This window comes from Pseudomonas abieticivorans, from assembly GCF_023509015.1.
GTDB lineage: Bacteria > Pseudomonadota > Gammaproteobacteria > Pseudomonadales > Pseudomonadaceae > Aquipseudomonas > Aquipseudomonas abieticivorans.
The window spans coordinates 3,932,090-3,953,116 of record NZ_CP094975.1 but is presented as its reverse complement, the minus strand read 5'-3'; the positions used below and the strand labels follow the sequence as shown (position 1 = coordinate 3,953,116).

The window sequence follows — 21,027 nt, the reverse complement described above, 5'->3', positions numbered from 1 at the left end:
CGATACAAATCGCCTATCGTTTTCGTCTTTACCTATTGCCAAATCATCTTAAAAAATGCTTGCCTATCTCGATAAGCTTGGGTAGTATTGATCAGGTTAGTACCAAGTCGAAAGTCAATTTTTGGCCGACACGTCCTCCAGCGCGGCGACTGCAGCAAAGCAGACCCCCGCTGAAACAAAGGACCCCGGCCTACTCGATGGTTTCCAGGTAAAACTTCCACTGTTACCGAACAGTCTGCGAAGAAGGCTTTAAAGCCCTTTACTCTGACCGAACCAACCTGCCGATTGATCAGGATCTTCACCTAGCGAGCAGTGAACCTTTGCTCCGGTGTGTTGCCTGACCTCCTAAGTACCTACCAGTCAGCCCAAGCGCCACATATTGAATGCGCTTACCACTGGCTGCTTTGTTCCAGTCAGGTTCTTCGTCCGGCCAATGGTGGCCCGCGTTACTGGAACGTTTTTAGTGCGCACAGATCAGATCTGTGTCTTTTGCAGGAACATCCAATAATGACTCATATCCACACTCAAGATGCCATTCGCACCCTGACTTCCGCCTTTGCACCAATGAACTGCCTGATCATGGCCGCTCGCAAAGGTTGCTTCAGCTTCACGATCGTCAACGAACACGGTATTGCCCGGCACAGCGAACGCCTGTACCCGGAACAATACTCCAGCGCCGAACCGCTGCAGGCCGTGATCGATCGTACCCGTCAGGCCTTGGTTGCCTGACTGCGTAGCGCATCACCCAAAGCCCCGTCTCGAACGGGGCTTTTTTATGGCCGCTCGTTCTTGCTGGCCTAGCCCTAGGCCTACCTGTTTTTAAAAACCTGAGGGCATATGCAGCTTTGTAAGAAACCGGAAATAATTTAAAAACAGGCCTTTACAGCACAAATATGACACTACACTTCAATTCAAGCGGCTTACCCCGCTTCCGGCGGGCCTGACCGATTCACTGCTGCCAAGCGCCAAGGCCCTGCCGGCCATATTGAAGTCAGAGGGCTTTATGGGAATCGCCGCCTGCGAACTGAGCCAGTACGTGATCCGCCCTACCCTGATTTACCTGGGGCGCGACTGCCCGACTGCCGAGGCGCTGTTGCTGGGCATTGCCGCCAGCCAATCGGCCCTGGGCTCGGCGCTGCACGATCGACGCGGCCACGGCCTGTACCGAATCGGCGAAACCCGACACAACGCCCTCTGGGACCACTACCTGGCCCACGACCCCGATCTGGCCAGCCTGGTGCGAGGCCTTGCCAGCCAACATGCTTTTTTAAGTGGCCCGCACATCGAATTGACCGTTAACCTGCGTTACGCAACGGCCATCGCCTGGCTGTTGATCGAAGAGCAAAACACGCCCTTGCCGGATGCCGATGATGTACTTGGCATGGCGAGAATATGGCGCCAAACCTTCCAGCCACAGGGCCGTTTAAGGGATTTCACCGCCGCCTGGGCAACCTGTGTAACAGCCCTGCAACCATTGGCCAGCTGATTGAGCAGCCATTCACAACCTGGATAAGCACTGGATCTTGGTCGGATTGTCCTACAAAACCGCTCTATCTCCTGTGTTACAGGCTATAGCGCTGCGGCAAAAATGTTGGTAATTTCCGATCCGGTGATCACAAGGAGTTCTAATAATGAAAAAAGTAATGCTCAAGACCACACTTAGCCTCGCTGTTACACTTGCATCTTCGCAATTGTTTGCTAGTGGCTTCGCCATCAACGAACAAAGCATCAGCGGCATGGGTACCGGTTTCGCCGGCCGCTCCTCTTCTGCCGATGATGCCAGTACCGTGTATGGCAACCCTGCCGGTATGTCGCGACTCAAGCAAGAACAGGTCAGCGTGGGGGCTGCCACTATCGTCGCAAAGACCGACATCAGTGACACCCGCAGCACGTTTGGCGGCAAGGAAGACGGCGACATGGTCCCCGTCACGACCGTGCCAATGGGCTACTACGTCAAACCAATCGATGAGCATTGGGCATTCGGCCTGGGCTTTTACGTGCCCTATGGCCTGATCACCGACTACGGCAGCGACTTTGCCGGCCGTTACTTTGCCAACAAGAGCAAGGTTTCGGTCATGACTTTCCAGCCTACCGTCAGCTATGCCTTCAACGACAAGGTATCGATCGGTTTCGGCCCGACCATCAACCGCATTGACGGCGAACTGACCTCCCAAACGCTGACCACCAGCTCCCTGGGCCGCAACGACGGCAAGGTCAAGATCAACGGTGACGACACCGCGATCGGTTTCAACGCCGGTATCCTGATCCAGGCCACCGACCGCACCCGCGTCGGCATGACTTACCATTCCAAGGTCGCTTACCACCTGGATGGCGACACCAAGGTCTCCGGGGGCACCTTCGCCCTGGCCGGCTTGAGCGGTCAGAGCTACGACGCCAAACTGGACCTGACCACTCCTGAGTCGGTCGACTTCTCGGTCACCCACCAGTTGAACGATGACTGGACTCTGTATGTGGGAAGCACCTGGACTCGCTGGAGCCGCTTGAAAGACATCACCGTGGAAAACAGCGGGGTCAGCCCACGCCTGGGCGGCACGCTGAACACCATCACCGAAGAACAGAATTGGCACGACACTTGGGCCCACGCCATTGGCGCGTCCTACCAGTTGAACAAACAATGGGTACTGCGTACCGGCTTGTCGGTTGACCAGTCGCCTACCAATAACACCAACCGTTCGCCGCGCATCCCGACGGGCGACCGCACGGCCATCAGCTTTGGTGCTGGCTGGACGCCGGTGGATAACGTCACCGTTGACCTGGCCTACTCCTACCTGTGGGAAGAGGAAGTGCGCGTCAATGACGTCAACGCTTCCAAAGGGGCTTACAGCTCCAAGTACAAAAACAGCGCCAGCGGTTTTGGTACTTCGGTTACCTATCGCTTCTGATAGAACCGACGCTGCATGAAAAACCCCGCCTAGGGCCTAGGCGGGGTTTTTCATTGCCTGCCGGGGCTCAAGGCTTGGAAGCGATGGCCTTTTCAACCGCTGCGACGAACTCCGGGTCATCCGGCTTGGTCAGGCTGGAGAAGTTGGCAATCACCCTGCCCTGACGGTCCACCACGTATTTGTAGAAATTCCACTTCGGTGCGCTGCTCTGCTCGGCCAGCACTTTGAACAGGTGCGTCGCATCGCTGCCACGCACCGGCTGTGGCTGGGTCATGGTGAAGGTCACGCCGTAGTTGGCGTAGCAGACCTTCTGGGTCACGGCGAGGTCCTTGTCTTCCTGGTTGAAGTCGTTGGACGGCACGCCCATCATTTCAAGGCCCTGGCCTTTGTAGCGTTTGTACATCGCTTCAAGGCCATCGAATTGCGGGGCAAAACCACAGTGGCTGGCGGTATTGACCACTACCAGCGGCTTGCCGGCGAACCGCTGGCACAGGTCGATCTGTTGCTTGCTGCGCAACTGGGTCAGTTCGCCCTGCAATAGTTCGGGGCAGTCGGCGGCCCAGGCAGGGGCACTGCCGGCGAGTAACAATAGGGGGATGGCTAACCAGCGCTTGAGCATGATGGATGTCCTTGGGCAGGGGCTTCAGGGCCAGTGTATGCCTTTGGAAAGGTGTCGTCTGGTTCGCGGATAAATCCGCTCCTACAGGAGACACGCCCTTGTCCGCGAAAAGGATTTCACACTGCCCAGGCCACCAAAACAGCCACTTCCAGCAGCTCAAGCAATGCCCCTGCCGTATCACCCGTGGCGCCGCCCAGCCGGCGGCACATCAGGTGCCTGAGCCAGCAGAAGCCTGCGGCCGCAACCAACACCACCCACCCCCCGCCCAGCAGTGCACAGGCCAGCGCCACGACGCACAGGACAAGCTTGCCCGCGGTGCGTGGCAGGTGATCGGCCAAGGCTTGGCCCAACCCGCCGGCGCGCACGTAGGGGGTGCACAGAAAAAGCCCGAGCATCGCACTGCGAGCGATCACCGGCGCCAGTAGCAGAATCAGCGTGTGCCCCGACTCGATCACCGCCAGCATTGCACAAAACTTGATCAACAGTACCAGCACCAGGGTCACCACCGCGATGGGGCCGCTGCGCGGGTCTTTCATGATCTGCAGGGTGCGCTCGCGGTCGCCAAAGCCGCCCAGCCAGGCATCGGCGCTATCGGCCAAGCCATCCAGGTGCAAACCGCCACTGAGCAGCACCCAGGCGCTGAGCAGCAGGGCGCCATGCAAGTACAGCGGCGCCCCGCCCAACAGGGCGTTCAGGGCCAGCAGCACGCCACCGAACACCAGGCCCACCAGTGGATAGAACAGCAGCGAGCGGCCCATGGCCTGGGGCGCTGGCATGCCGCTCAGGCTTACCGGCAAGCTGCTGAGAAATTGCAGGGCGATCCAGAAAGGCAACATGCTCAAGCCGGCTCGCGCAGCACGCCATCAGCCTCGACGGCCAAGGCAAACAGGCTGCCATTGGCGGCTTCGACCTGCAGCAGCTGTTCACGGGGCAAGCCGCGTGCCCGGGCCAGCAACAGGCGCATCACCCCACCATGGCTGATCAGCAAGACCCGCTCACCCGCGTGGGCTGCGTGCAGGCGCTCGATGGCGGCCAGCACGCGGGCGGAAAACGCCTCGACCGGCTCGCCACCCGGCGGGGTAAAACCATAGGGGTCTGACCAGAATTGACCCAGCCCGGCCTCGTCGGTTTTCATTAATTGAGCGGCACTTCGCCCTTCCCATTCACCGAAATGCAGCTCCTGCAAATGCGGCTCGTAGCTCAAGGGCAACCCCAACTGGGCCGCCAACTCCTCGGCAAACAACCGGCAGCGCTGCAATGGCGAACTGACCAGGCGATCCCATGGGCCGGCCACCGCCACCGCCGCACGCATCTGCGCCCAGCCCTGCGCGGTCAGGGCGTCATCCAGGCTGCCACGCAGGCCGCCGCCCAGTTCGGTCTCGCCATGGCGCAGCAGGTCCAGGTGCAAGGTCATTGCGCGCGATCAGCCACGGCCGCCTCGGCGAACGTCGCCATTTGCCCGTGCAGGTCGCACGCCAGGCGCAGCATCGGCACGGCCAGCGCCGCACCACTGCCCTCGCCCAGGCGCAACCCCAGGTCTAATAGTGGCAGGGCTTGCAAGGCCTCGAGCACATGCCGATGGCCAGGCTCGGCGCCACGGTGGCCGAACAGCAGCCAGGCACGGCACGACGGATTCAAGCGGGTGGCAACCAGCGCCGCCACGGTGCAAATGTAACCGTCGACCAGCACCGCGACACCGGCCTGGGCGCTCGCCAGGTACGCGCCCACCAACGCCACCACTTCAAAGCCACCGAAGCAGAACAGCCGCTGCAGGGGATCTTCAGGCAACTGCGCGTGGGTCGCCAGCGCGCGCTCAATCACCTGCACCTTGTGGCTGACCCCTTCGGGGTTCAAGCCCGTGCCGGGCCCCGTCAGGTCACTGACCGGGCAATTGAGCAGCGCACACGCCAGGGCCGCGGCCGAGGTGGTATTGCCGATGCCCATCTCACCACCGATATACAGGTGGGCGCCGGCAGAATGCGCACGCAGCGCACTTTCACGGCCGGCCTGCAATGCTTGCAAGCCCTGCTCATGGGTCATGGCAGTGGTCTGGGCAAAGTTGCGCGTACCGGGGCCGACGCGCTCGTGGCGCACACCTGGCATGTCCTCGGTCAAGGTCGCGGTGCCCAGGTCAATCACCTCCAACGTGGCGTTCAACTGCCGTGCCAGCACGCTAATCGCCGCCCCGCCATTGACGAAGTTGAGCAGCATTTGCGCGGTGACTTCCTGCGGAAAAGGCGAAACACCCTCGGCGACGATGCCGTGGTCGCCGGCAAAAATACCGATCCAGACGTTGTCCACACAGGGCTTGAGCTGTTTTTGCAAGCCGGCCAATTTCACCGCGACATCTTCCAGTTGGCCGAGCGAACCGGCAGGCTTGGTCAACTGTCGTTGTCGCTCCAGGGCTTGCTCATGAACGCTTTCGTCAACGGGCTGACAAGGTTGCAGCCACCAGGCATTGCTCATAGTGCGGATCCTTTCAAAGTAAGGGGCAGCCCGGCCACGGTCAGCACCACGCGGGTGCAGCGTTCGGCCAAGGCTTGGTGCAACCAGCCGGCTTCATCCGACGTAGCGGCGGGTCAGTTCACCCAGCGGCACCACGCCAAGACCGGTCTCGTTGCTGACAAAAATGATTTCACCGGGCAGCGTCGCCAGGCACTGCAACAGCGCCTCTCGCTCGGCCACCAGGCGTTCGGGGTTATCGAGCATCAACAGGTTGGTCAGCCAAAGCGTCAGGCAATCCACCAACAGGCAGCGCTCGGCCGTGGCGTGTTCACGCAATACTCGGGCCAGCGCCAGGGGCTCTTCCACCAGCCCCCATTCGTCAGGGCGACGCTCGCGGTGCAGTTGCACCCGCTCGTTCATCTCCCCGTCCAGCGCTTGGCTGGTGGCGATGTAGGTGACGCTTAGCCCGGTTTCCATGGCCAGCTTTTCAGCCAGGCGGCTTTTGCCCGAGCGCGCCCCGCCCAGAATCAGTTGCTGCATGCCAACGCCTCCAACCCGCACAGCTGGCCCAGGCGGGCCGTATCCAGGTGGCGCTCCACCAGGTCGGCCAGGCGCTCGATGTCCAGCTCACGCAAGGCGTGGTAATCGACTGCCTGCACGTTCTCAAGGCCAGCCCAGCGCAGCAGCGCGCTGCTGCTGGCCGGGGATTCGAACAGGCCGTGCAGGTAAGTGCCGATGACTTGGCCGTCGGCGCTCATGGCACCGTCATGGCGACCGTCCTCCAGCACCACCGCGGCCCAGGCCAGCGCCGCCCCACGGGTGACGCCGGCATGTATCTCGTAGCCACTGACCTCGGCGTCTTCCAGCACCAGCCGCCCACGCACGTTGCGCAACTGTTTCTCGCGCTCCAGGGTGGTGTCGAATGCCAGCAGGCCCAGGCCCGGGCTGGAACCGGCAGCCCCTTCCAGGCCCAACGGGTCGTGCAGCTGCTCGCCGAGCATCTGCAGGCCACCGCAGATACCCAGCACCTTGCCGCCGTAGCGCAAGTGGCGGCTGATGGCCGCCTCCCAACCCTGGGCGCGCAAGTAGGCAAGGTCGCTGCGCACGCTTTTGGAGCCCGGCAAAATGATCAGGTCGGCTGCCGGGATGCGCTCGCCCGGCCCGATGAACTGTAAATCCACCTGCGGGTGCAAGCGCAGCGGATCGAAATCGGTGTGGTTGCTGATGCGCGGCAGCACCGGCACGATCACCTTGAGTACCTGCGCGGCCTTGTCGGACTGGCGCCGGTCCAAGCCATCCTCAGCTTCCAAGTGCAGGTCCATCACGTAAGGCAGCACGCCGATCACCGGTTTGCCGGTGCGCTGCTCCAGCCAGTCCAGGCCCGGTTGCAGCAGCGCAATGTCGCCCCGGAACCGGTTGATGATGAACCCTTGGACCCGCGCCTGCTCGCTGGGCGACAGCAGCTCCAGGGTGCCGACCAGGTGGGCAAACACCCCGCCGCGGTTGATGTCGGCAATCAACAGTACCGGGCAGTCCACCGCTTCGGCGAAGCCCATGTTGGCGATGTCGCCGGCGCGCAGATTGATCTCGGCCGGGGAACCGGCCCCCTCCACCATCACCACGTCGTAGGCCGCGCTCAAGCGCTGGTGCGAAGCCAGCACCGCCTGCATGGCGATGGCCTTGTAGTCGTGGTAGGCCACGGCGTTCATGGTGGTGACCGCACGGCCGTGGATGATCACTTGTGCGCCGGTGTCGCTGTTGGGCTTGAGCAGCACCGGGTTCATGTCGGTATGCGGCGCCAGGTACGCGGCCTGGGCCTGCACGGCCTGGGCGCGGCCAATCTCGCCGCCATCGGCGGTCACGGCGCTGTTGAGGGCCATGTTCTGCGGCTTGAACGGCACCACGCGCACCTGCTGGCGGGTCAGCCAACGGCACAGCGCGGTCACCAGGGTGCTCTTGCCGGCATCGGAGGTGGTGCCTTGCACCATCAGGGTGGTCATGGGTATTCCTTGCGATATTCGCTAAAAGCCTGCTCCAGGCGCTGCCAGTCGCCGGCCGTGTGCGGCAGGCCGAAACGCAGGCTGCTGCTGGCCACGAACAGGCGCAACAGAATGCCGCGCCGAGCCATGTAGTCGTGCAGTGCTTCGGCGCGCTCAGTCACCGACCACTGGAACAGCGCGCAGCCGCCTTGGGGCCCCAGGCCGAAACGGCCAAGCAACGCCGCCAGGCGCGTGCTGGCCAAGGCGCAGCGCTCGATCATTCGCTGCTGTTCGGCCACGTCCTGCAGGCACGCCTGGCCCAGCACCCGGGTCGGGCCACTGACGGCCCATGGGCCTACTTGCTCGGCGAGCAATTGCAGCAATTTGCGCTCGGCCAGCACAAACCCCAGGCGCACCCCGGCCAGGCCGAAAAACTTGCCGAACGAACGCAGCACGATCAGCCCGACCCGCTCGGTGTGGGCAGCCAGGCTTTGGTCCTGGGTGTTGTCCATGAATGCTTCGTCCACCACCAGCCAGCCACCGCGCTGGGCCAGCCGCGCGTGCCACTCCAGCATGCGCTCGGGCGGCAGGTGGCGGCCGGTCGGGTTGTTGGGGTTCACCAGCACCAGCACGTCGAGGCTGTCGAGAAAGAAATCCACCTCGCTTTCATTGATCTCGCGCACCACGTGGCCCGCCCGGCGCCAAGCCTCGGCATGCTCGGCGTAGCACGGCGAGAGCACGCCGATCTTGCCACCACGGCGCAGGCGCGGCAGCAGCTGGATCGCGCACTGCGAGCCCGGCACCGGCAATACCCGTGGCGCCCCGTAATAGACGCAAGCGGCCTGTTCAAGGCCGTCGTCGGTTTCCGGCAGGCGTGCCCAGGCGCGATCAGGGATCGCCGGGATCGGAAAAGACCAGGGCGCGATGCCACTGGAAAGGTCCAGCCAATCGGCTTCGGCAATACCGTACTGCTGCGCGGCAAGGCGCAGGCGGCCACCGTGTTCAAGCATAAAATTCAGTTCCCACACACAGAATCAACAGCCACAACCATACGCCGCGCTGCACCAATTGCCAGCCACGGTCGATGGAGCCGGCGTCGGCCGCCGGGCCTTCGCCCAGGCTGGCCCGCTGGTGCAACTCGCCGTGGTAGATCGCCGGGCCGCCCAGCTCCACGCCCAAGGCACCGGCACCGGCCGCCATCACCGGGCCGGCGTTGGGGCTGTCCCAGGCCGGGGCTTGCTGGCGCCAGCATTGCAGGGCCAGGCGGGTTTTGCCCAGCAGCGCGTAGGTCAGGGCTACCAACCTTGCGGGGATGTAATTGAGCACGTCGTCGATACGCGCGGCCGCCCAGCCAAAGCGCTCGAAGCGCTCGTTGCGGTAGCCCCACATGGCGTCCAGGGTGTTGCTCAGGCGGTAGAGCACCACGCCGGGTGCGCCAGCCACGGCAAACCAGAAGATCGCCGCGAACACCGCGTCACTGCCGTTTTCCAGCACCGACTCGGTGGCAGCGCGGGCCACGGCGGTGGCACCCAGCTCGTCGGTCTGGCGGCTGACCAGGTAACCGACACGCTTGCGCGCCTCGGCCAGGTCGCCACCGCGCAATGCCTGGGCCACCGGCTCCACGTGCTCGCCCAGGCTGCGCAGGCCCAGTGCACAATACAGCGCGAGCATGTCCACCAGCCAATCGATATACGGCAGCCACGACAGCAACGTGACCAACAGGGTCAATGGGACCACCGCCAGCACCCAAGCCGTGACGCCATGGCTGCGCCAGCCGCGACCATCGGTGTTGAAGCGCTTTTCCAGGCGATTGGCCAGGCGCCCGAAGGCCACCAACGGATGACGCCGCTGGGGCTCGCCGAACAGGGCATCCAGCGCCACGCCGGCGACAGTCAGTAACGCCACGCTCACGGCTTAACCCCCCACTGGTTCTCGTACAGCAATTCACTGAGCGGCCGCTCGGTGGCCCAGCCCTCCAGCACCAGCATGGGTGCCGGGTAGAACTCTGCAACCGGCCCCAGGCACAACACCGCCAACGGCTTGGCCCCTGCGGGCAAACCCAGCAGATCGGCCAGGGCCTGCGGCTCGAACAGCGACACCCAGCCCATGCCCAGGCCCTCGGCGCGGGCCGCAAGCCAGAGGTTCTGGATGGCACAGGACAGCGAGGCCATGTCCATTTCCGGCAAGGTGCGCCGACCAAAAATATGTCGCTCGCGATCATCCATCAAGGCGGCGACCAGCACCTCGGCGCAGTCGTTGATGCCTTCGACCTTGAGCTTCATGAATTCGTCGGAGCGCTCACCCAGGGCCTCGGCGGTGCGTACTCGCTCCTCCTCCACCAACCCCTGGATTTTGCCGCGCAAGTCACGGTCGCTGATGCGGATAAAACGCCAGGGCTGCATTAACCCGACACTGGGCGCGTGATGCGCGGCCTCCAGCAGGCGCGCGAGCAGCTCAGGGGCCACGCTGCCACCTATAAAGTGGCGCATGTCACGGCGCTCGCTGATCACCCGGTAAAGGGCCGCGCGCTCGGCCTCGCTGTAAGCCTGGTCAGTCATCAAGGGTGCTCGTGGGCGCCAGCAAGCGCGCGATGGCCGCCGGGTTGGACGGGAAATAGAAGTGCACGTACGACGCCGTCAGGCGCCCATCGCGGTACACCGCTTCTGCGCCGCGACCGCCATTGGGGCTGACGCCACGGGCGATCGGCTCCAGGCTGGTGGCGGTCAGCGAGTGATGGTAGGTGTGCCCCCGCAGCAAGCCTTCCGGCAACACCACGCTCTGCAAGGCCAGGGCCGCCAGGCGTTTCTGCATCACCGCTTCACCGGTCAGCAACCCCAGCAGTTCGGCGCGCTGGCCGTCGACGTCGGTCAGCGCATCCAGCAAGTAGAGCATGCCACCACATTCGGCCAATAAAGGTTTGCCGGCCTGATGGTGAGCGCGGATGGCCGCCAGCATCGGCGTGTTGGCCGCCAGCACGGCGTGGTGCAGTTCCGGGTAACCACCGGGCAGGTACAGGCTGTCACAGGGCGGCAGTTCGCGGTCGTGGATCGGCGAGAAGAATGATAGGTGCGCGCCCATCGCGGCCAAGAGGTCGAGACTGGCGCCGTAGGTAAAGGCGAAGGCTTCGTCGCGGGCAATGGCAATGCGCACGCCGGCCAACAATGGCTCGGCCGGCACCACGGTCGGCGCGGCGAAAGTCACGGCCGGCGGCAAGGCCACTTCGCAGCTCTCGGCCAACGCCGCCGCCGCGGCATCCAGGCGTACGTCCAGGTCATTCAGTTCGCTGGCCTGCACCAGGCCCAAGTGGCGGCTGGGCAGTTCGATACCCGTCTCGCGCGACAACGCGCCGTACCAGCGCAAGCCTTCAGTCAGGCTGCCTTCCAACAGTTGCGCGTGGCGCAGGGTGCCGACGCGGTTGGCCAGCACGCCGGCAAACGGCAGGTCTGGCTGGTAGCGCGCCAGCCCCAGGGCCAGCGCGCCAAACGTCTGGGCCATGGCGGTGCCGTCGATCACGCCCAACACGGGCACGCCAAAGTGGCGCGCCAGGTCGGCGCTGGACGGCGTGCCGTCAAACAGCCCCATCACCCCTTCGATCAGGATCAGGTCGGCCTCGCCGGCCGCCTCCCACAGCAACCGACGGCTTTCCTCGGCGCCCACCATCCACAGGTCCAGCTGATACACCGGGTGGCCGCTGGCACGTTCCAAAATCATGGGGTCGAGGAAGTCTGGGCCGCACTTGAACACGCGTACATTGCGGCCCTGGTTGCGATGCAAACGGGCCAGCGCCGCGGTGACGGTGGTCTTGCCCTGGCCAGACGCCGGTGCGGCAATCAGCACCGCCGGGCAATGTCGCGCATCACTCACAGCTCGATCCCTTTCTGGGCACGAATACCGGCCTGGAAGGCGTGCTTGAGCATGCCCATCTCGGTCACGGTATCGGCCAGCTCGATCATTTCAGGCTTGGCCCCGCGCCCCGTGACAATCACGTGTTGCATCGGCGGGCGCGCCTGCAAATCGGCCAGCACCTGGTCAAGGTCCAGGTAGCCGTGTTTGAGGGCGATGTTCAGTTCGTCGAGGATCACCAAGCCGATGCTCGGGTCGCGCAACAGCTGGCATGACACTTCCCAGGCCGCCTGCGCGGCGGCGATGTCGCGTTGGCGATCCTGGGTTTCCCAAGTAAAGCCTTCACCCATCACGTGGTAGCTGACCTGCTCGGGGAAGCGGCGGAAAAACAGCTCTTCGCCGGTGCTGTTGCGGCCCTTGATAAACTGCACCACGCCGCACTGTAGGCCATGGCCCATGGCCCTGGCCAGCATGCCGAAGGCCGAGCTGCTTTTACCCTTGCCGTTGCCGGTGAGCACCAGCATCAGCCCGCACTCGTTGGGCGAGTTGGCGATGCGTTCATCGATTATGGCTTTCTTGCGCAACATGCGCGCCACATGGCGCTCGTCACGTTCCTGGGATTCACTCATCGCAGCGCTCCGCTACACCTGCGCGCAGGGGGCATCGACGAGACACCGCTACCCGGCCGGGTGCAGCGCACAATCGTCAATGCCGCTCTCACCCGCGCGACAGAAGAATTGAAAAGGCCCACGGGCAATGCCAACGTGATGCCATCGAATGTCCCAGGCCGGTCTCCGGGCTCATGAGCGGGGCACACACACCCAGACCGCGCGCCTTCCCGGAACCATCCTGGCCCAGTGGCGCAATGCGCGGTATTGACTCATTTACCGTTGCGGGGGCAGCGCCGGGATCATCTGCATGGCAGGCTCACCGGCTTCCCTGTTTCACCCTGCCAGCTTCAACGCTACAAGGCACCTGGAACAACCCGCGAAGGGTAGAGGGTTGGGGGTGGAGCGTCAATTAAAGGCGCTCTGTAAGACCGCAAAGGTGAAGTGGCCTCCTCCCTCCGGCGTCGCTCAAGCGGATGACGGCCCGGGCGCTTGATGGGGCACACAATCAAGATCAAGAGCAGATCAGAGCAGGCAGGAAATTGGCTTGAACCTCCGAGCTGCGACACGTCTCTACTCTACATAACCCCAATGCGCACCCGGGAGCACCCGCTATGCACAAGACCCGCCTGGCCCTCGTCATCCTCACCACCGTCGCGCTTGGCGCCTGCGGGGAATCCTCCACGCTGTAAAGTTTCCGACGGCACCGGCCCCTCACCGCAGCTGCCGGCACCGAACAAAACCCTGATCCCCACCGTCAACATCGCCAACGCCGTTGGCTGGCCTCAAGGCGAGAAACCCCAGGCTGCGCAAGGCACCCAAGTGGACGCGTTCGCGGAAAACCTCGACCACCCACGCTGGCTGTACGTACTGCCTAACGGCGACGTGCTGGTGGCGGAAACCAACGCCCCGCCCAAGCCCGACGACAGCAAGGGCATCAAGGGCTGGGTGATGAAGACCGTGATGGGCAAAGCGGGCGCCGGCGTACCCAGTGCCAACCGCATCACCTTGCTACGGGACAAGGACGGTGATGGCGTGGCAGAAACCCGCACGGTGTTCCTGACCAATCTCAACTCACCGTTCGGCATGACCCTGGTCGGCAACGACCTGTACGTGGCCGACACCGATGCGCTGCTGCGCTTCCACTACGAGCCGGGCATGACCGCCATCAGTGGCACCGGCACCAAAGTGGTCGACTTGCCAGGCGGCACCCTCAACCACCACTGGACCAAAAACGTCATCGCCAGCCCCGACGGCAAAAAGCTCTACGTCACCGTGGGCTCCAACAGCAACGTCGGCGAAAACGGCCTGGACGCCGAGAAAGGCCGCGCGGCCATCTGGGAGGTGGACCCGGCCACCGGCCAGCACCGCATCTTCGCCTCCGGCCTGCGCAACCCCAACGGCATGGGCTGGGAGCCCACCAGCGGGCAATTGTGGACGTCGGTGAACGAGCGTGACGAAATTGGCAGCGACCTGGTGCCCGACTACATCACCTCGGTCAAGGATGGCGCCTTCTACGGTTGGCCCTTCAGCTACTACGGCCAGCACGTGGATGCCCGGGTTTCCCCGCAGAACCCGGAAATGGTCGCCAAGGCCATCGCTCCGGACTACGCCGTAGGCCCGCACACCGCGTCCATCGGCATGACCTTCGCCGAGGCCGACGGGTTGCCGGCACCGTTCAACCACGGCGCCTTCGTCAGCCAGCACGGCTCCTGGAACCGCAAACCGCACAGTGGCTACAAAGTGATCTTCGTGCCCTTCACTGCCGGTCGTCCGACCGGGCAGCCGGTCGATTTCCTGACCGGTTTCCTGGATGACAAGGAAGAGGCCATGGGGCGGCCAGTGGGCATCACCAGCGACCATAAAGGCGGAGTGCTGGTGGCCGATGATGTGGGAAACAAGGTGTGGCGAGTGACGGCGGCCAAGTAAGCCAGTGCGCAGCGGCCCTAACCCCAAAACTAAGGGTTATGTGCCAAATGCTCCGGCTGTAACACCCGCTTGGCGTTCAGGTAAGCCTTCTGCCAATACGGCTTGTTCAGGTAATCCAGCCGCACCGTCCCGCCCGTGGCCGGTGCGTGCACGAATCGCCCCTCGCCCACGTAGATGCCTGCGTGGCTCACCTGCGAGCCGCCACCGGTGGCAAAGAAGATCAAATCGCCCGATTGCAGCGCGTTCTGATTTACATCAGGGAGCGCGCATGCTGATCATCTCGCGAGTGGAGCGTGGCAGGCTGATACCGGCCGCATCCCGATAGACGTAGCCAATCAAGCCGCTGCAATCAAAGCCTGAGTCCGGCGTGTTGCCGCCCCAGCGATAGGGCGTGCCGACCAAGCCGATCGCACGTATCAGCACGTCATCAGCCATGGGCGACGCCGGCGCCTGGTCGACGACAGGGAAAGGTTGCGGCACCACCTGCCGGTTAGGCGGGGGCGTGTGGCTGGCGCAGGCACCGAGCAGTGCCGCGCATAGAACCGGAACAATGCGAAACAGACGCGACATATGCAGAACCATCCTGATTCAACTGCCGTTGAAGACTAGCTTGTTATTCCAGAAACACACACGGCGACAGGTTTTTACACCGGTCGCCGTGGTTTTACCGCCTGTTTTTTGCCTTACTTGCGCGAGATCACGGTGGTTGGCGCCATGGCCAAGGCCCGCTTGGCCTCGATGAAGGTCTTGCTCCAGTAGGTGTCATCGAGGCTATCGATGCGCACGCCACCGCTGCGTTTGCTGCTGGAGTGGATGAACTGGTCATCGCCCAGGTAAATCCCGGCATGGCTGACACGTCCGCGGCCACGGGTGCTGAAGAACAGCAGGTCACCGGGCTTGAGGTTGTTGCGTGCTACCAGCGGGGCTTTTACGTTGATCATTTCGCGAGTGGAGCGTGGCAAGGTCATGCCCGCTTCTTCGCGGAACAGATAGCCGATGAAACCGCTGCAGTCGAAGCCCGATTCGGTGGTACCGCCGAAACGGTAACGGGTACCGATCAGGGACTTGCCACGTTCAAGGATGCTGTCGGCCAATACAGGCAGCTGGTAAGGCTTGCTGTCGGAGAATTCGTTGATTTCGTCTTCAGTCGCCAGTTCTTCCTCTTGGAAGCTGGCGCCGGCCTTGGCCTGGGCTTGGGACTGGGGAGTAACCGGGTTCAGAGCCTGCTGCTGCGAAACTGGCGAGTGGGCCGCGCAGCCAAAAAGCAGGGTGACGAGTGCGAGGGGCACGAGGGGTGCGAAGCGCTTTAGCATGGGCACGACCGTGTCTGAATATTTAAGAAGGAGCGACTATGCCTTCTATCGACCTCATTTGCAAATTCAATCGAATAAAATGTGACTTATCGGTTTCGCCCAAACATCTAACGCACTACACCCGAGATAGACACCTGCGCGCTGGATCCACCGCCTGCGCAGGGCCGACTGTCGATAGAATTTTACGTAAAGATTTCGAAAAAACGCCCTACCAGCCCAGCGTTTCCTTCAGGAAAGGGATCGTCAGCTTGCGTTGCGCCTGCAGCGAAGCCTGGTCCAAACGCTCCAAGAGATCGAACAAGGCACTCATGCTGCGAGTACCGCGCGTGAGGATGAAATGCCCCACTTCGTCCGACAATTGCAGGCCGCGACGCGAGGCGCGCAACTGCAGCGCGCGCAGCTTGTCTTCGTCCGACAGCGGGCGCATCTGGAAAATCAGCGCCATGGTCAACCGTGACTTGAGGTCCGGCAGCTTGATGGCCAGTTCGCGCGGCGAATGCGATGCGGCGATCAGCAAGCGCCGGCCGCTGTCACGCAGGCGGTTGAACAGGTGGAATAGCGCTTCCTCCCACTCCGGCTTGCCAGCGATGGCCTGCAGGTCGTCCAGGCACACCAACTCGTATTGCGCCAGGTAATCAAACAGTTCGATGCCACGGTCCATCAATTGCGCCAGCGGCAGGTACACCGCCGGTTGCCCCATCTGTTCGAAACGCAGGCACGCGGCCTGCAGCAGGTGCGTACGCCCCACGCCCTGCTTGCCCCACAAATAAATCAGGCTTTCGGTCCACCCGGCGTCGGCTTCGCACAGCCGCTCGACATAGCCGAGTGCAGCGGCATTGGCGCCTGGATAGTAATTGATGAAGGTGGCGTCATCACGCAGACGCACACCCAGGGGCAGCTGAATCGGTTTCATGCTGGCTGAACGATCCTGACGAACCGTAAAGGGCCTCTTTGAGAAGTGTGCAAAGTCTATACCCGTGAGGTTAGCCGCACAATGCGGCAGACCTCAAGCAAAATCAAAGGTTTGCGTTAAAGATCGGGGTCTTCCTGGCCGCTGTAGATATCCGACTCTTTATACAAGTCATGAACATGGCGCACCAACACCATGATCACCGCTGCCACCGGCAGGGCCAGTAGCACCCCGGTAAAGCCAAACAACTCACCGCCGGCCAGGATCGCGAAGATCACCGCCACCGGGTGCAGGCCGATGCGGTCGCCCACCAGCAACGGGGTCAGCACCATGCCTTCCAGGGCCTGGCCCACCATGAACACGGCGGCAATGCCGATCAAGTGGTAAGGCTCGCCGCCAAACTGGAACAGCCCGGTGATCATCGCCGCGCTGATGCCAAAGGCAAAGCCCATGTACGGCACGATGGCCGCCAGCCCCGCCAGCAGGCCGATCAGCAGGCCGAATTCGACACCCACCAGCATCAGCCCCGCAGCGTAGATCACACCCAGCGCCAACATCACCAACAGTTGCCCGCGCACAAACGCGCCGAGCACTTCGTGGCATTCCTTGGCAAGGCCGACGATCTTGTCTTCGTTCTGACGCGGCAGCAGCGTGCGGATCTTGGCCATCATCAGGTCCCAGTCACGCAGCAGGTAGAAGCTCACCACCGGCACCAGCACCAGGTTGGCCAGAAAGCCGATCAGCGCCAGGCTCGACGCCGTGGCCTGGGACAGCACCACGCCGACCACGTCACTGGTCTGACCCATGTGCTCGGAGATGGCCGCCTTGATCTTGTCGAACTTCCAGAACCCGTCGGCCAGCCCCAGCTTGGACTGCGCCCAAGGCAAGGCCGTGTGCTGCAGCCAGTCGAGCATCACCGGTGCCAATTCATACAGGCGCACCACTTGCTTGGCCAGCATCGGCACCAGCACCAGCAAGGCCACCATCAGGATCGCCGTGAACAGCGCGAACACCACGACCACGCCCAAGGTGCGTGACAGGCCGAGCTTTTCCAGGCGATCGACCAGTGGGTCGCCCAGGTAGGCCAGCAATACGCCCACCAGGAAAGGTGACAGGATCGGGTGCAGGAAATACACGAACACACAAAGAACCAAGGCGGCAATCAGCCAGACCCAACGGCGCATATCAGTCATCGATCAACCCTTAATTAATAAAAAACGACCTACCAGTGGAAACGCAATCCGGCGGCTGGCTTGAGTTGAGGGGCGGGCGCTGCAACGGGCGCACCGGGGGCCGCTGCTGCGGGAATGGGCGCGGGCGCGACTTCGGCCGGCATCTCCTGAAGTTTGGCCAAGCTCAGTTGCGCGCGCAATTGATCGACACTGCCGGTCACCTGGAACACCGCCTTGTCGCCGTCCACCGACTTGAGGTGGCTGCCAAAGGGCTCCAGCAAGCGCCCAAGCTCAGCGTAGTGATCCAGGGTCATGCCTTCCACTTGCAAGGTCATGTCGGTGCTGGCGCCTGGCTTGGCGACATAACGCGGCGCCAGGCGCTCACTGACCGCCAGCATCACGGCGTCGGCCAAGGCCGCCTGATCGGCACCCTCGGCGCTGCCCGCCTCTTTCTGATCGCCCAGCCACAGGCGCCATTTGGCTTGCCACTTGCCGTCGGCCTGGGTGGCGTGAACCGCCAGCAGCGCGTCGGCGTTGTAGCGCTCGGAGGCCGAACGCAGGGGCAGGGGGTCGGTGCCTTCGAGGTTTTTCGCGGTACCCACCAGTTGCTCGCTCAAGTCGGCCAGCGGCAGGCGCAATGGCAACCCGCGATGCTTGGCGGCCTGGCGCAATGGCTCGGCGGTGGCCTGGCCATCACCGACCAGGTTGGCGCCGTCTGTGCCTTCATTCAACCACCAGCCCAGGATGGCCGGGCGGTTGCTACCCCACAGCGCAAGGCCCGCCGAACGCAGGGCCTTTTCAGTGCTGACCGGGTCGAAGTCCACGCGCAGTTTTTCCGGCGTGCCGGTCTCGTAGCCAAACTGGCTGATGATTTGCTGCGGGTCTTTGCGAATCGCCGCCAGGCCCGGGTTACCAGAGGCCTTGGGGTCGCCGGTAAGGCGCAGCACCAGGGTCTCGAACGCCTGCTGGGTGGCGGTGTTGCGCTCATCAGGCGTTTGCCCGCTGACCGGTTCGCGCACCTGATACAGGTTATTCACCGTTTCGGCGTGCCCGGCAAGGCTGAACAGGGTGAGGCAACTGGCTACGAGGTACTGAGACAAACGCATGGAAGATTCCCGAGGAACAATAAGCAGGCTGAGCCTTGTGACCACAGTTTCGGTCAAAACATTCAACCGGCCCATTGAAGTTTTCGTAATGTGCCTACTATAGCTGGTAGCGCCTGCCAATGCGGATAACTCCCTGTAGCGGCGATCCGACGTTTCGCCTTATCGGCGACGGCATCACTTCGGTGTACCTGCTACTGCGTGTCGGCTTTTTCTCGGATAAATCCGCTTCTTCAGGGAAGGTTGCGCCGCCTGCCCCTCTGCCTGGACAAAAGCAGAGCCTGCCCAAACCCGCTTTAACCATAATTTTTGCCTTATATAGGCCCTGCCCGTCGGCCTGAGGATGGCCGCATAGGGTCAAGCCTGATAAAATCGCGCGCCTTCGCAGACCGCAACGGTTGGCCGAATGGAAACACCCACGAGGTATTTCCGGGCAGCCCCCCGCTCACGGTCGATTTTCCGAATCCCTCCCTCTAAAGGCCTGGATCATGAGCAAGCAACCCTCCCTGAGCTACAAGGACGCCGGTGTAGACATCGACGCCGGTGAAGCATTGGTCGAACGCATCAAGAGCGTCGCCAAGCGCACTGCGCGCCCCGAAGTCATGGGCGGCCTGGGCGGTTTCGGCGCCCTCTGTGAAATCCCGGCCGGCTACAAGCAGCCCGTTCTGGTGTCCGGCACCGACGGCGTGGGCACCAAGCTGCGCCTGGCGCTGAACCTGAACAAGCACGACAGCATCGGCATCGACCTGGTGGCCATGTGCGTCAACGACCTGGTGGTGTGCGGCGCAGAGCCGCTGTTCTTCCTGGACTACTACGCCACTGGCAAGCTCAACGTCGAGACCGCGACCCAGGTCGTGACCGGCATTGGCGCAGGCTGCGAACTGTCGGGTTGCTCGCTGGTGGGCGGCGAGACCGCTGAGATGCCAGGCATGTACGAAGGCGAAGACTACGACCTGGCCGGCTTCTGCGTCGGCGTGGTGGAAAAAGCCGAGATCATCGACGGCTCGAAAGTCGCCACCGGCGACGCACTGATCGCCCTGCCGTCCTCCGGCCCACACTCCAACGGCTACTCGCTGATCCGCAAGATCATCGAAGTGTCGGGCGCCGACATCGAAAACACCCAGCTGGACGGCAAGCCGCTGACCGACCTGCTGATGGCCCCGACCCGCATCTACGTCAAGCCCCTGCTCAAGCTGATCAAGGACACTGGCGCCGTCAAGGCCATGGCCCACATCACCGGCGGCGGCCTGCTGGACAACATCCCGCGCGTGCTGCCAAAAGGCGCCCAGGCCGTGGTTGACGTGGCCAGCTGGCAGCGCCCGGCGGTATTCGACTGGCTGCAAGAGAAAGGCAACGTCGACGAACACGAAATGCACCGCGTGCTGAACTGCGGCGTGGGCATGGTCATCTGCGTGGCCCAGGCCGACGTCGACAAGACCCTGAACGTGCTGCGCGAAGCCGGTGAACAACCGTGGGTGATTGGCCAGATCGGCGTTGCCGCCGAAGGCGCTGCCCAGGTCGAGCTGAAAAACCTCAAGGCACACTGATGCACGCGACCTGTGATGTAGTGGTGCTGCTTTCCGGCACCGGCAGCAACTTGCAGGCCTTGATCGACAGCACGCAGGCCGGGGACAACCCGGCCCGCATCCGCGCGGTGATCTCCAACCGCGCCGACGCCTATGGCCTGCAGCGCGCCCAGGACGCCGGTATCGCTACCGCCGTCCTCGATCACAAGGCATTCGAGGGCCGCGAGGCCTTCGACGCCGCACTGGTCGAACTGATCGACAGCTTTTCCCCGAGCCTGGTGGTCCTCGCCGGTTTCATGCGCATCCTCAGTGGCGACTTCGTGCGCCACTACCAAGGCCGCCTGCTGAATATCCACCCCTCCTTGCTGCCCAAATACAAAGGCCTGCACACCCACCAACGGGCGCTGGAAGCCGGCGATGCCGAACACGGTTGCAGCGTGCACTTCGTCACCGAGGAACTCGATGGCGGACCACTGGTCGTACAGGCAGTAATACCGGTAGAGTTGGAAGATACGCCAGCCAGCCTGGCGCAGCGGGTTCACGCCCAGGAACATCAGATTTATCCGCTGGCGGTTCGCTGGTTCGCCGAAGGCCGTTTGAGCCTTGGCCCACTTGGCGCACTATTGGATGGCCAAGCCCTCGCGGCCAGCGGCCACTTGATTCGACCCTAGGAGATT

Annotated in this window: 19 protein-coding genes, 3 pseudogenes and 1 riboswitch; of the genes and pseudogenes, 6 read left to right on the top strand and 16 right to left on the bottom strand. The window is 63.0% G+C overall.

Features of this window, described 5'->3' with window-relative positions:
• Positions 1-504 precede the first annotated feature (504 nt).
• The 3 genes from L9B60_RS18160 to L9B60_RS18150 all read left to right on the top strand — a co-directional run bounded on the left by L9B60_RS18160 (position 505) and on the right by L9B60_RS18150 (position 2,903).
• Positions 505-729 (top strand): hypothetical protein, encoded by a 225-nt coding sequence (locus L9B60_RS18160; RefSeq protein ID WP_249679771.1) that lies wholly within the window; start codon positions 505-507, stop codon positions 727-729.
• A 274-nt stretch (positions 730-1,003) separates the two neighbouring features.
• Complete coding sequence (locus L9B60_RS18155) at positions 1,004-1,486, top strand: hypothetical protein (RefSeq protein ID WP_249672130.1); 483 nt, start codon at positions 1,004-1,006, stop codon at positions 1,484-1,486.
• Between the two features lie 145 nt (positions 1,487-1,631).
• On the top strand, positions 1,632-2,903 hold the full coding sequence (locus L9B60_RS18150; protein ID WP_249672129.1) for an OmpP1/FadL family transporter: 1,272 nt from the start codon (positions 1,632-1,634) through the stop codon (positions 2,901-2,903).
• 67 nt (positions 2,904-2,970) lie between these two features.
• Here the strand turns inward: L9B60_RS18150 and L9B60_RS18145 are convergent, their stop codons facing one another.
• From L9B60_RS18145 to cobO, 11 genes and pseudogenes are all read right to left on the bottom strand, one after another.
• A complete protein-coding gene (locus L9B60_RS18145; protein WP_249672128.1) occupies positions 2,971-3,522 on the bottom strand; it encodes a glutathione peroxidase in 552 nt (183 codons plus the stop codon).
• A 116-nt stretch (positions 3,523-3,638) separates the two neighbouring features.
• Positions 3,639-4,358, bottom strand: a complete 720-nt coding sequence (locus L9B60_RS18140; protein ID WP_249679770.1) for an adenosylcobinamide-GDP ribazoletransferase — start codon at positions 4,356-4,358, stop codon at positions 3,639-3,641.
• A 2-nt stretch (positions 4,359-4,360) separates the two neighbouring features.
• Positions 4,361-4,936 (bottom strand): alpha-ribazole phosphatase family protein, encoded by a 576-nt coding sequence (cobC, locus tag L9B60_RS18135; protein WP_249672127.1) that lies wholly within the window; start codon positions 4,934-4,936, stop codon positions 4,361-4,363.
• Positions 4,933-5,988 carry a nicotinate-nucleotide--dimethylbenzimidazole phosphoribosyltransferase gene (gene cobT / locus L9B60_RS18130; RefSeq protein ID WP_249672126.1) on the bottom strand — a complete coding sequence of 352 codons (1,056 nt, stop codon included), beginning with the start codon at positions 5,986-5,988 and terminating at the stop codon, positions 4,933-4,935. The genes cobC and cobT overlap by 4 nt, the downstream gene beginning before the upstream one ends.
• Positions 5,985-6,507: pseudogene (gene cobU, locus L9B60_RS18125) on the bottom strand (bifunctional adenosylcobinamide kinase/adenosylcobinamide-phosphate guanylyltransferase). Before cobU ends, cobT begins: the two are co-directional and overlap by 4 nt.
• Complete coding sequence (locus L9B60_RS18120) at positions 6,495-7,967, bottom strand: cobyric acid synthase (protein ID WP_249672125.1); 1,473 nt, start codon at positions 7,965-7,967, stop codon at positions 6,495-6,497. The pseudogene cobU and the gene L9B60_RS18120 overlap by 13 nt, the downstream one beginning before the upstream one ends.
• The gene (cobD, locus tag L9B60_RS18115; RefSeq protein WP_249672124.1) at positions 7,964-8,956 is read right to left on the bottom strand and encodes a threonine-phosphate decarboxylase CobD; all 993 of its coding nucleotides are present in this window, start codon (positions 8,954-8,956) and stop codon (positions 7,964-7,966) included. The genes L9B60_RS18120 and cobD overlap by 4 nt, the downstream gene beginning before the upstream one ends.
• Positions 8,949-9,857, bottom strand: a complete 909-nt coding sequence (gene cbiB, locus L9B60_RS18110) for an adenosylcobinamide-phosphate synthase CbiB (RefSeq protein WP_249672123.1) — start codon at positions 9,855-9,857, stop codon at positions 8,949-8,951. Before cbiB ends, cobD begins: the two co-directional genes overlap by 8 nt.
• Complete coding sequence (gene bluB, locus L9B60_RS18105; protein ID WP_249672122.1) at positions 9,854-10,504, bottom strand: 5,6-dimethylbenzimidazole synthase; 651 nt, start codon at positions 10,502-10,504, stop codon at positions 9,854-9,856. The genes cbiB and bluB overlap by 4 nt, the downstream gene beginning before the upstream one ends.
• Positions 10,497-11,810: a cobyrinic acid a,c-diamide synthase CobB gene (locus tag L9B60_RS18100; RefSeq protein WP_249672121.1), complete on the bottom strand. Its 1,314-nt coding sequence runs from the start codon at positions 11,808-11,810 to the stop codon at positions 10,497-10,499. Before L9B60_RS18100 ends, bluB begins: the two co-directional genes overlap by 8 nt.
• A complete protein-coding gene (cobO, locus tag L9B60_RS18095; protein WP_249672120.1) occupies positions 11,807-12,418 on the bottom strand; it encodes a cob(I)yrinic acid a,c-diamide adenosyltransferase in 612 nt (203 codons plus the stop codon). Before cobO ends, L9B60_RS18100 begins: the two co-directional genes overlap by 4 nt.
• Positions 12,419-12,557: 139 nt before the next feature.
• Positions 12,558-12,783, bottom strand: a riboswitch (cobalamin riboswitch).
• A 228-nt stretch (positions 12,784-13,011) separates the two neighbouring features.
• Here cobO and L9B60_RS18090 point away from each other — a divergent pair.
• A pseudogene (locus tag L9B60_RS18090) lies at positions 13,012-14,326 on the top strand (PQQ-dependent sugar dehydrogenase).
• A 29-nt stretch (positions 14,327-14,355) separates the two neighbouring features.
• Here L9B60_RS18090 and L9B60_RS18085 read toward each other — a convergent pair.
• From L9B60_RS18085 to L9B60_RS18065, 5 genes and pseudogenes are all read right to left on the bottom strand, one after another.
• Positions 14,356-14,896 (bottom strand): annotated as a pseudogene (locus tag L9B60_RS18085) (C40 family peptidase).
• Between the two features lie 113 nt (positions 14,897-15,009).
• On the bottom strand, positions 15,010-15,639 hold the full coding sequence (locus L9B60_RS18080) for a C40 family peptidase (protein WP_249672119.1): 630 nt from the start codon (positions 15,637-15,639) through the stop codon (positions 15,010-15,012).
• 208 nt (positions 15,640-15,847) lie between these two features.
• Positions 15,848-16,552 (bottom strand): DnaA regulatory inactivator Hda, encoded by a 705-nt coding sequence (gene hda, locus L9B60_RS18075; RefSeq protein ID WP_249672118.1) that lies wholly within the window; start codon positions 16,550-16,552, stop codon positions 15,848-15,850.
• A 116-nt stretch (positions 16,553-16,668) separates the two neighbouring features.
• On the bottom strand, positions 16,669-17,742 hold the full coding sequence (locus L9B60_RS18070) for an AI-2E family transporter (protein WP_249672117.1): 1,074 nt from the start codon (positions 17,740-17,742) through the stop codon (positions 16,669-16,671).
• A gap of 29 nt (positions 17,743-17,771) precedes the next feature.
• Entirely contained in the window at positions 17,772-18,827 is a 1,056-nt protein-coding gene (locus L9B60_RS18065) for a DUF2066 domain-containing protein (protein WP_249672116.1), read from the bottom strand.
• Between the two features lie 485 nt (positions 18,828-19,312).
• Here L9B60_RS18065 and purM point away from each other — a divergent pair, with 485 nt between their 5' ends.
• Positions 19,313-20,371, top strand: coding sequence for a phosphoribosylformylglycinamidine cyclo-ligase (gene purM, locus L9B60_RS18060; RefSeq protein ID WP_249672115.1), 1,059 nt, complete (start codon positions 19,313-19,315; stop codon positions 20,369-20,371).
• The gene (purN, locus tag L9B60_RS18055; RefSeq protein ID WP_249672114.1) at positions 20,371-21,021 is read left to right on the top strand and encodes a phosphoribosylglycinamide formyltransferase; all 651 of its coding nucleotides are present in this window, start codon (positions 20,371-20,373) and stop codon (positions 21,019-21,021) included. Before purM ends, purN begins: the two co-directional genes overlap by 1 nt.
• Positions 21,022-21,027 lie beyond the last annotated feature (6 nt).

Coding starts and splice junctions, on each gene's coding strand:
- L9B60_RS18155 (WP_249672130.1), top strand. CDS start 1,004: ATGGGAATCGCCGCCTGCGAACTGAGCCAGTACGTGATCCGCCCTACC.
- L9B60_RS18150 (WP_249672129.1), top strand. CDS start 1,632: ATGAAAAAAGTAATGCTCAAGACCACACTTAGCCTCGCTGTTACACTT.
- L9B60_RS18145 (WP_249672128.1), bottom strand. CDS start 3,522: ATGCTCAAGCGCTGGTTAGCCATCCCCCTATTGTTACTCGCCGGCAGT.
- L9B60_RS18140 (WP_249679770.1), bottom strand. CDS start 4,358: ATGTTGCCTTTCTGGATCGCCCTGCAATTTCTCAGCAGCTTGCCGGTA.
- cobC (WP_249672127.1), bottom strand. CDS start 4,936: ATGACCTTGCACCTGGACCTGCTGCGCCATGGCGAGACCGAACTGGGC.
- cobT (WP_249672126.1), bottom strand. CDS start 5,988: ATGAGCAATGCCTGGTGGCTGCAACCTTGTCAGCCCGTTGACGAAAGC.
- L9B60_RS18120 (WP_249672125.1), bottom strand. CDS start 7,967: ATGACCACCCTGATGGTGCAAGGCACCACCTCCGATGCCGGCAAGAGC.
- cobD (WP_249672124.1), bottom strand. CDS start 8,956: ATGCTTGAACACGGTGGCCGCCTGCGCCTTGCCGCGCAGCAGTACGGT.
- bluB (WP_249672122.1), bottom strand. CDS start 10,504: ATGACTGACCAGGCTTACAGCGAGGCCGAGCGCGCGGCCCTTTACCGG.
- cobO (WP_249672120.1), bottom strand. CDS start 12,418: ATGAGTGAATCCCAGGAACGTGACGAGCGCCATGTGGCGCGCATGTTG.
- L9B60_RS18080 (WP_249672119.1), bottom strand. CDS start 15,639: ATGCTAAAGCGCTTCGCACCCCTCGTGCCCCTCGCACTCGTCACCCTG.
- hda (WP_249672118.1), bottom strand. CDS start 16,552: ATGAAACCGATTCAGCTGCCCCTGGGTGTGCGTCTGCGTGATGACGCC.
- L9B60_RS18070 (WP_249672117.1), bottom strand. CDS start 17,742: ATGACTGATATGCGCCGTTGGGTCTGGCTGATTGCCGCCTTGGTTCTT.
- L9B60_RS18065 (WP_249672116.1), bottom strand. CDS start 18,827: ATGCGTTTGTCTCAGTACCTCGTAGCCAGTTGCCTCACCCTGTTCAGC.
- purM (WP_249672115.1), top strand. CDS start 19,313: ATGAGCAAGCAACCCTCCCTGAGCTACAAGGACGCCGGTGTAGACATC.
- purN (WP_249672114.1), top strand. CDS start 20,371: ATGCACGCGACCTGTGATGTAGTGGTGCTGCTTTCCGGCACCGGCAGC.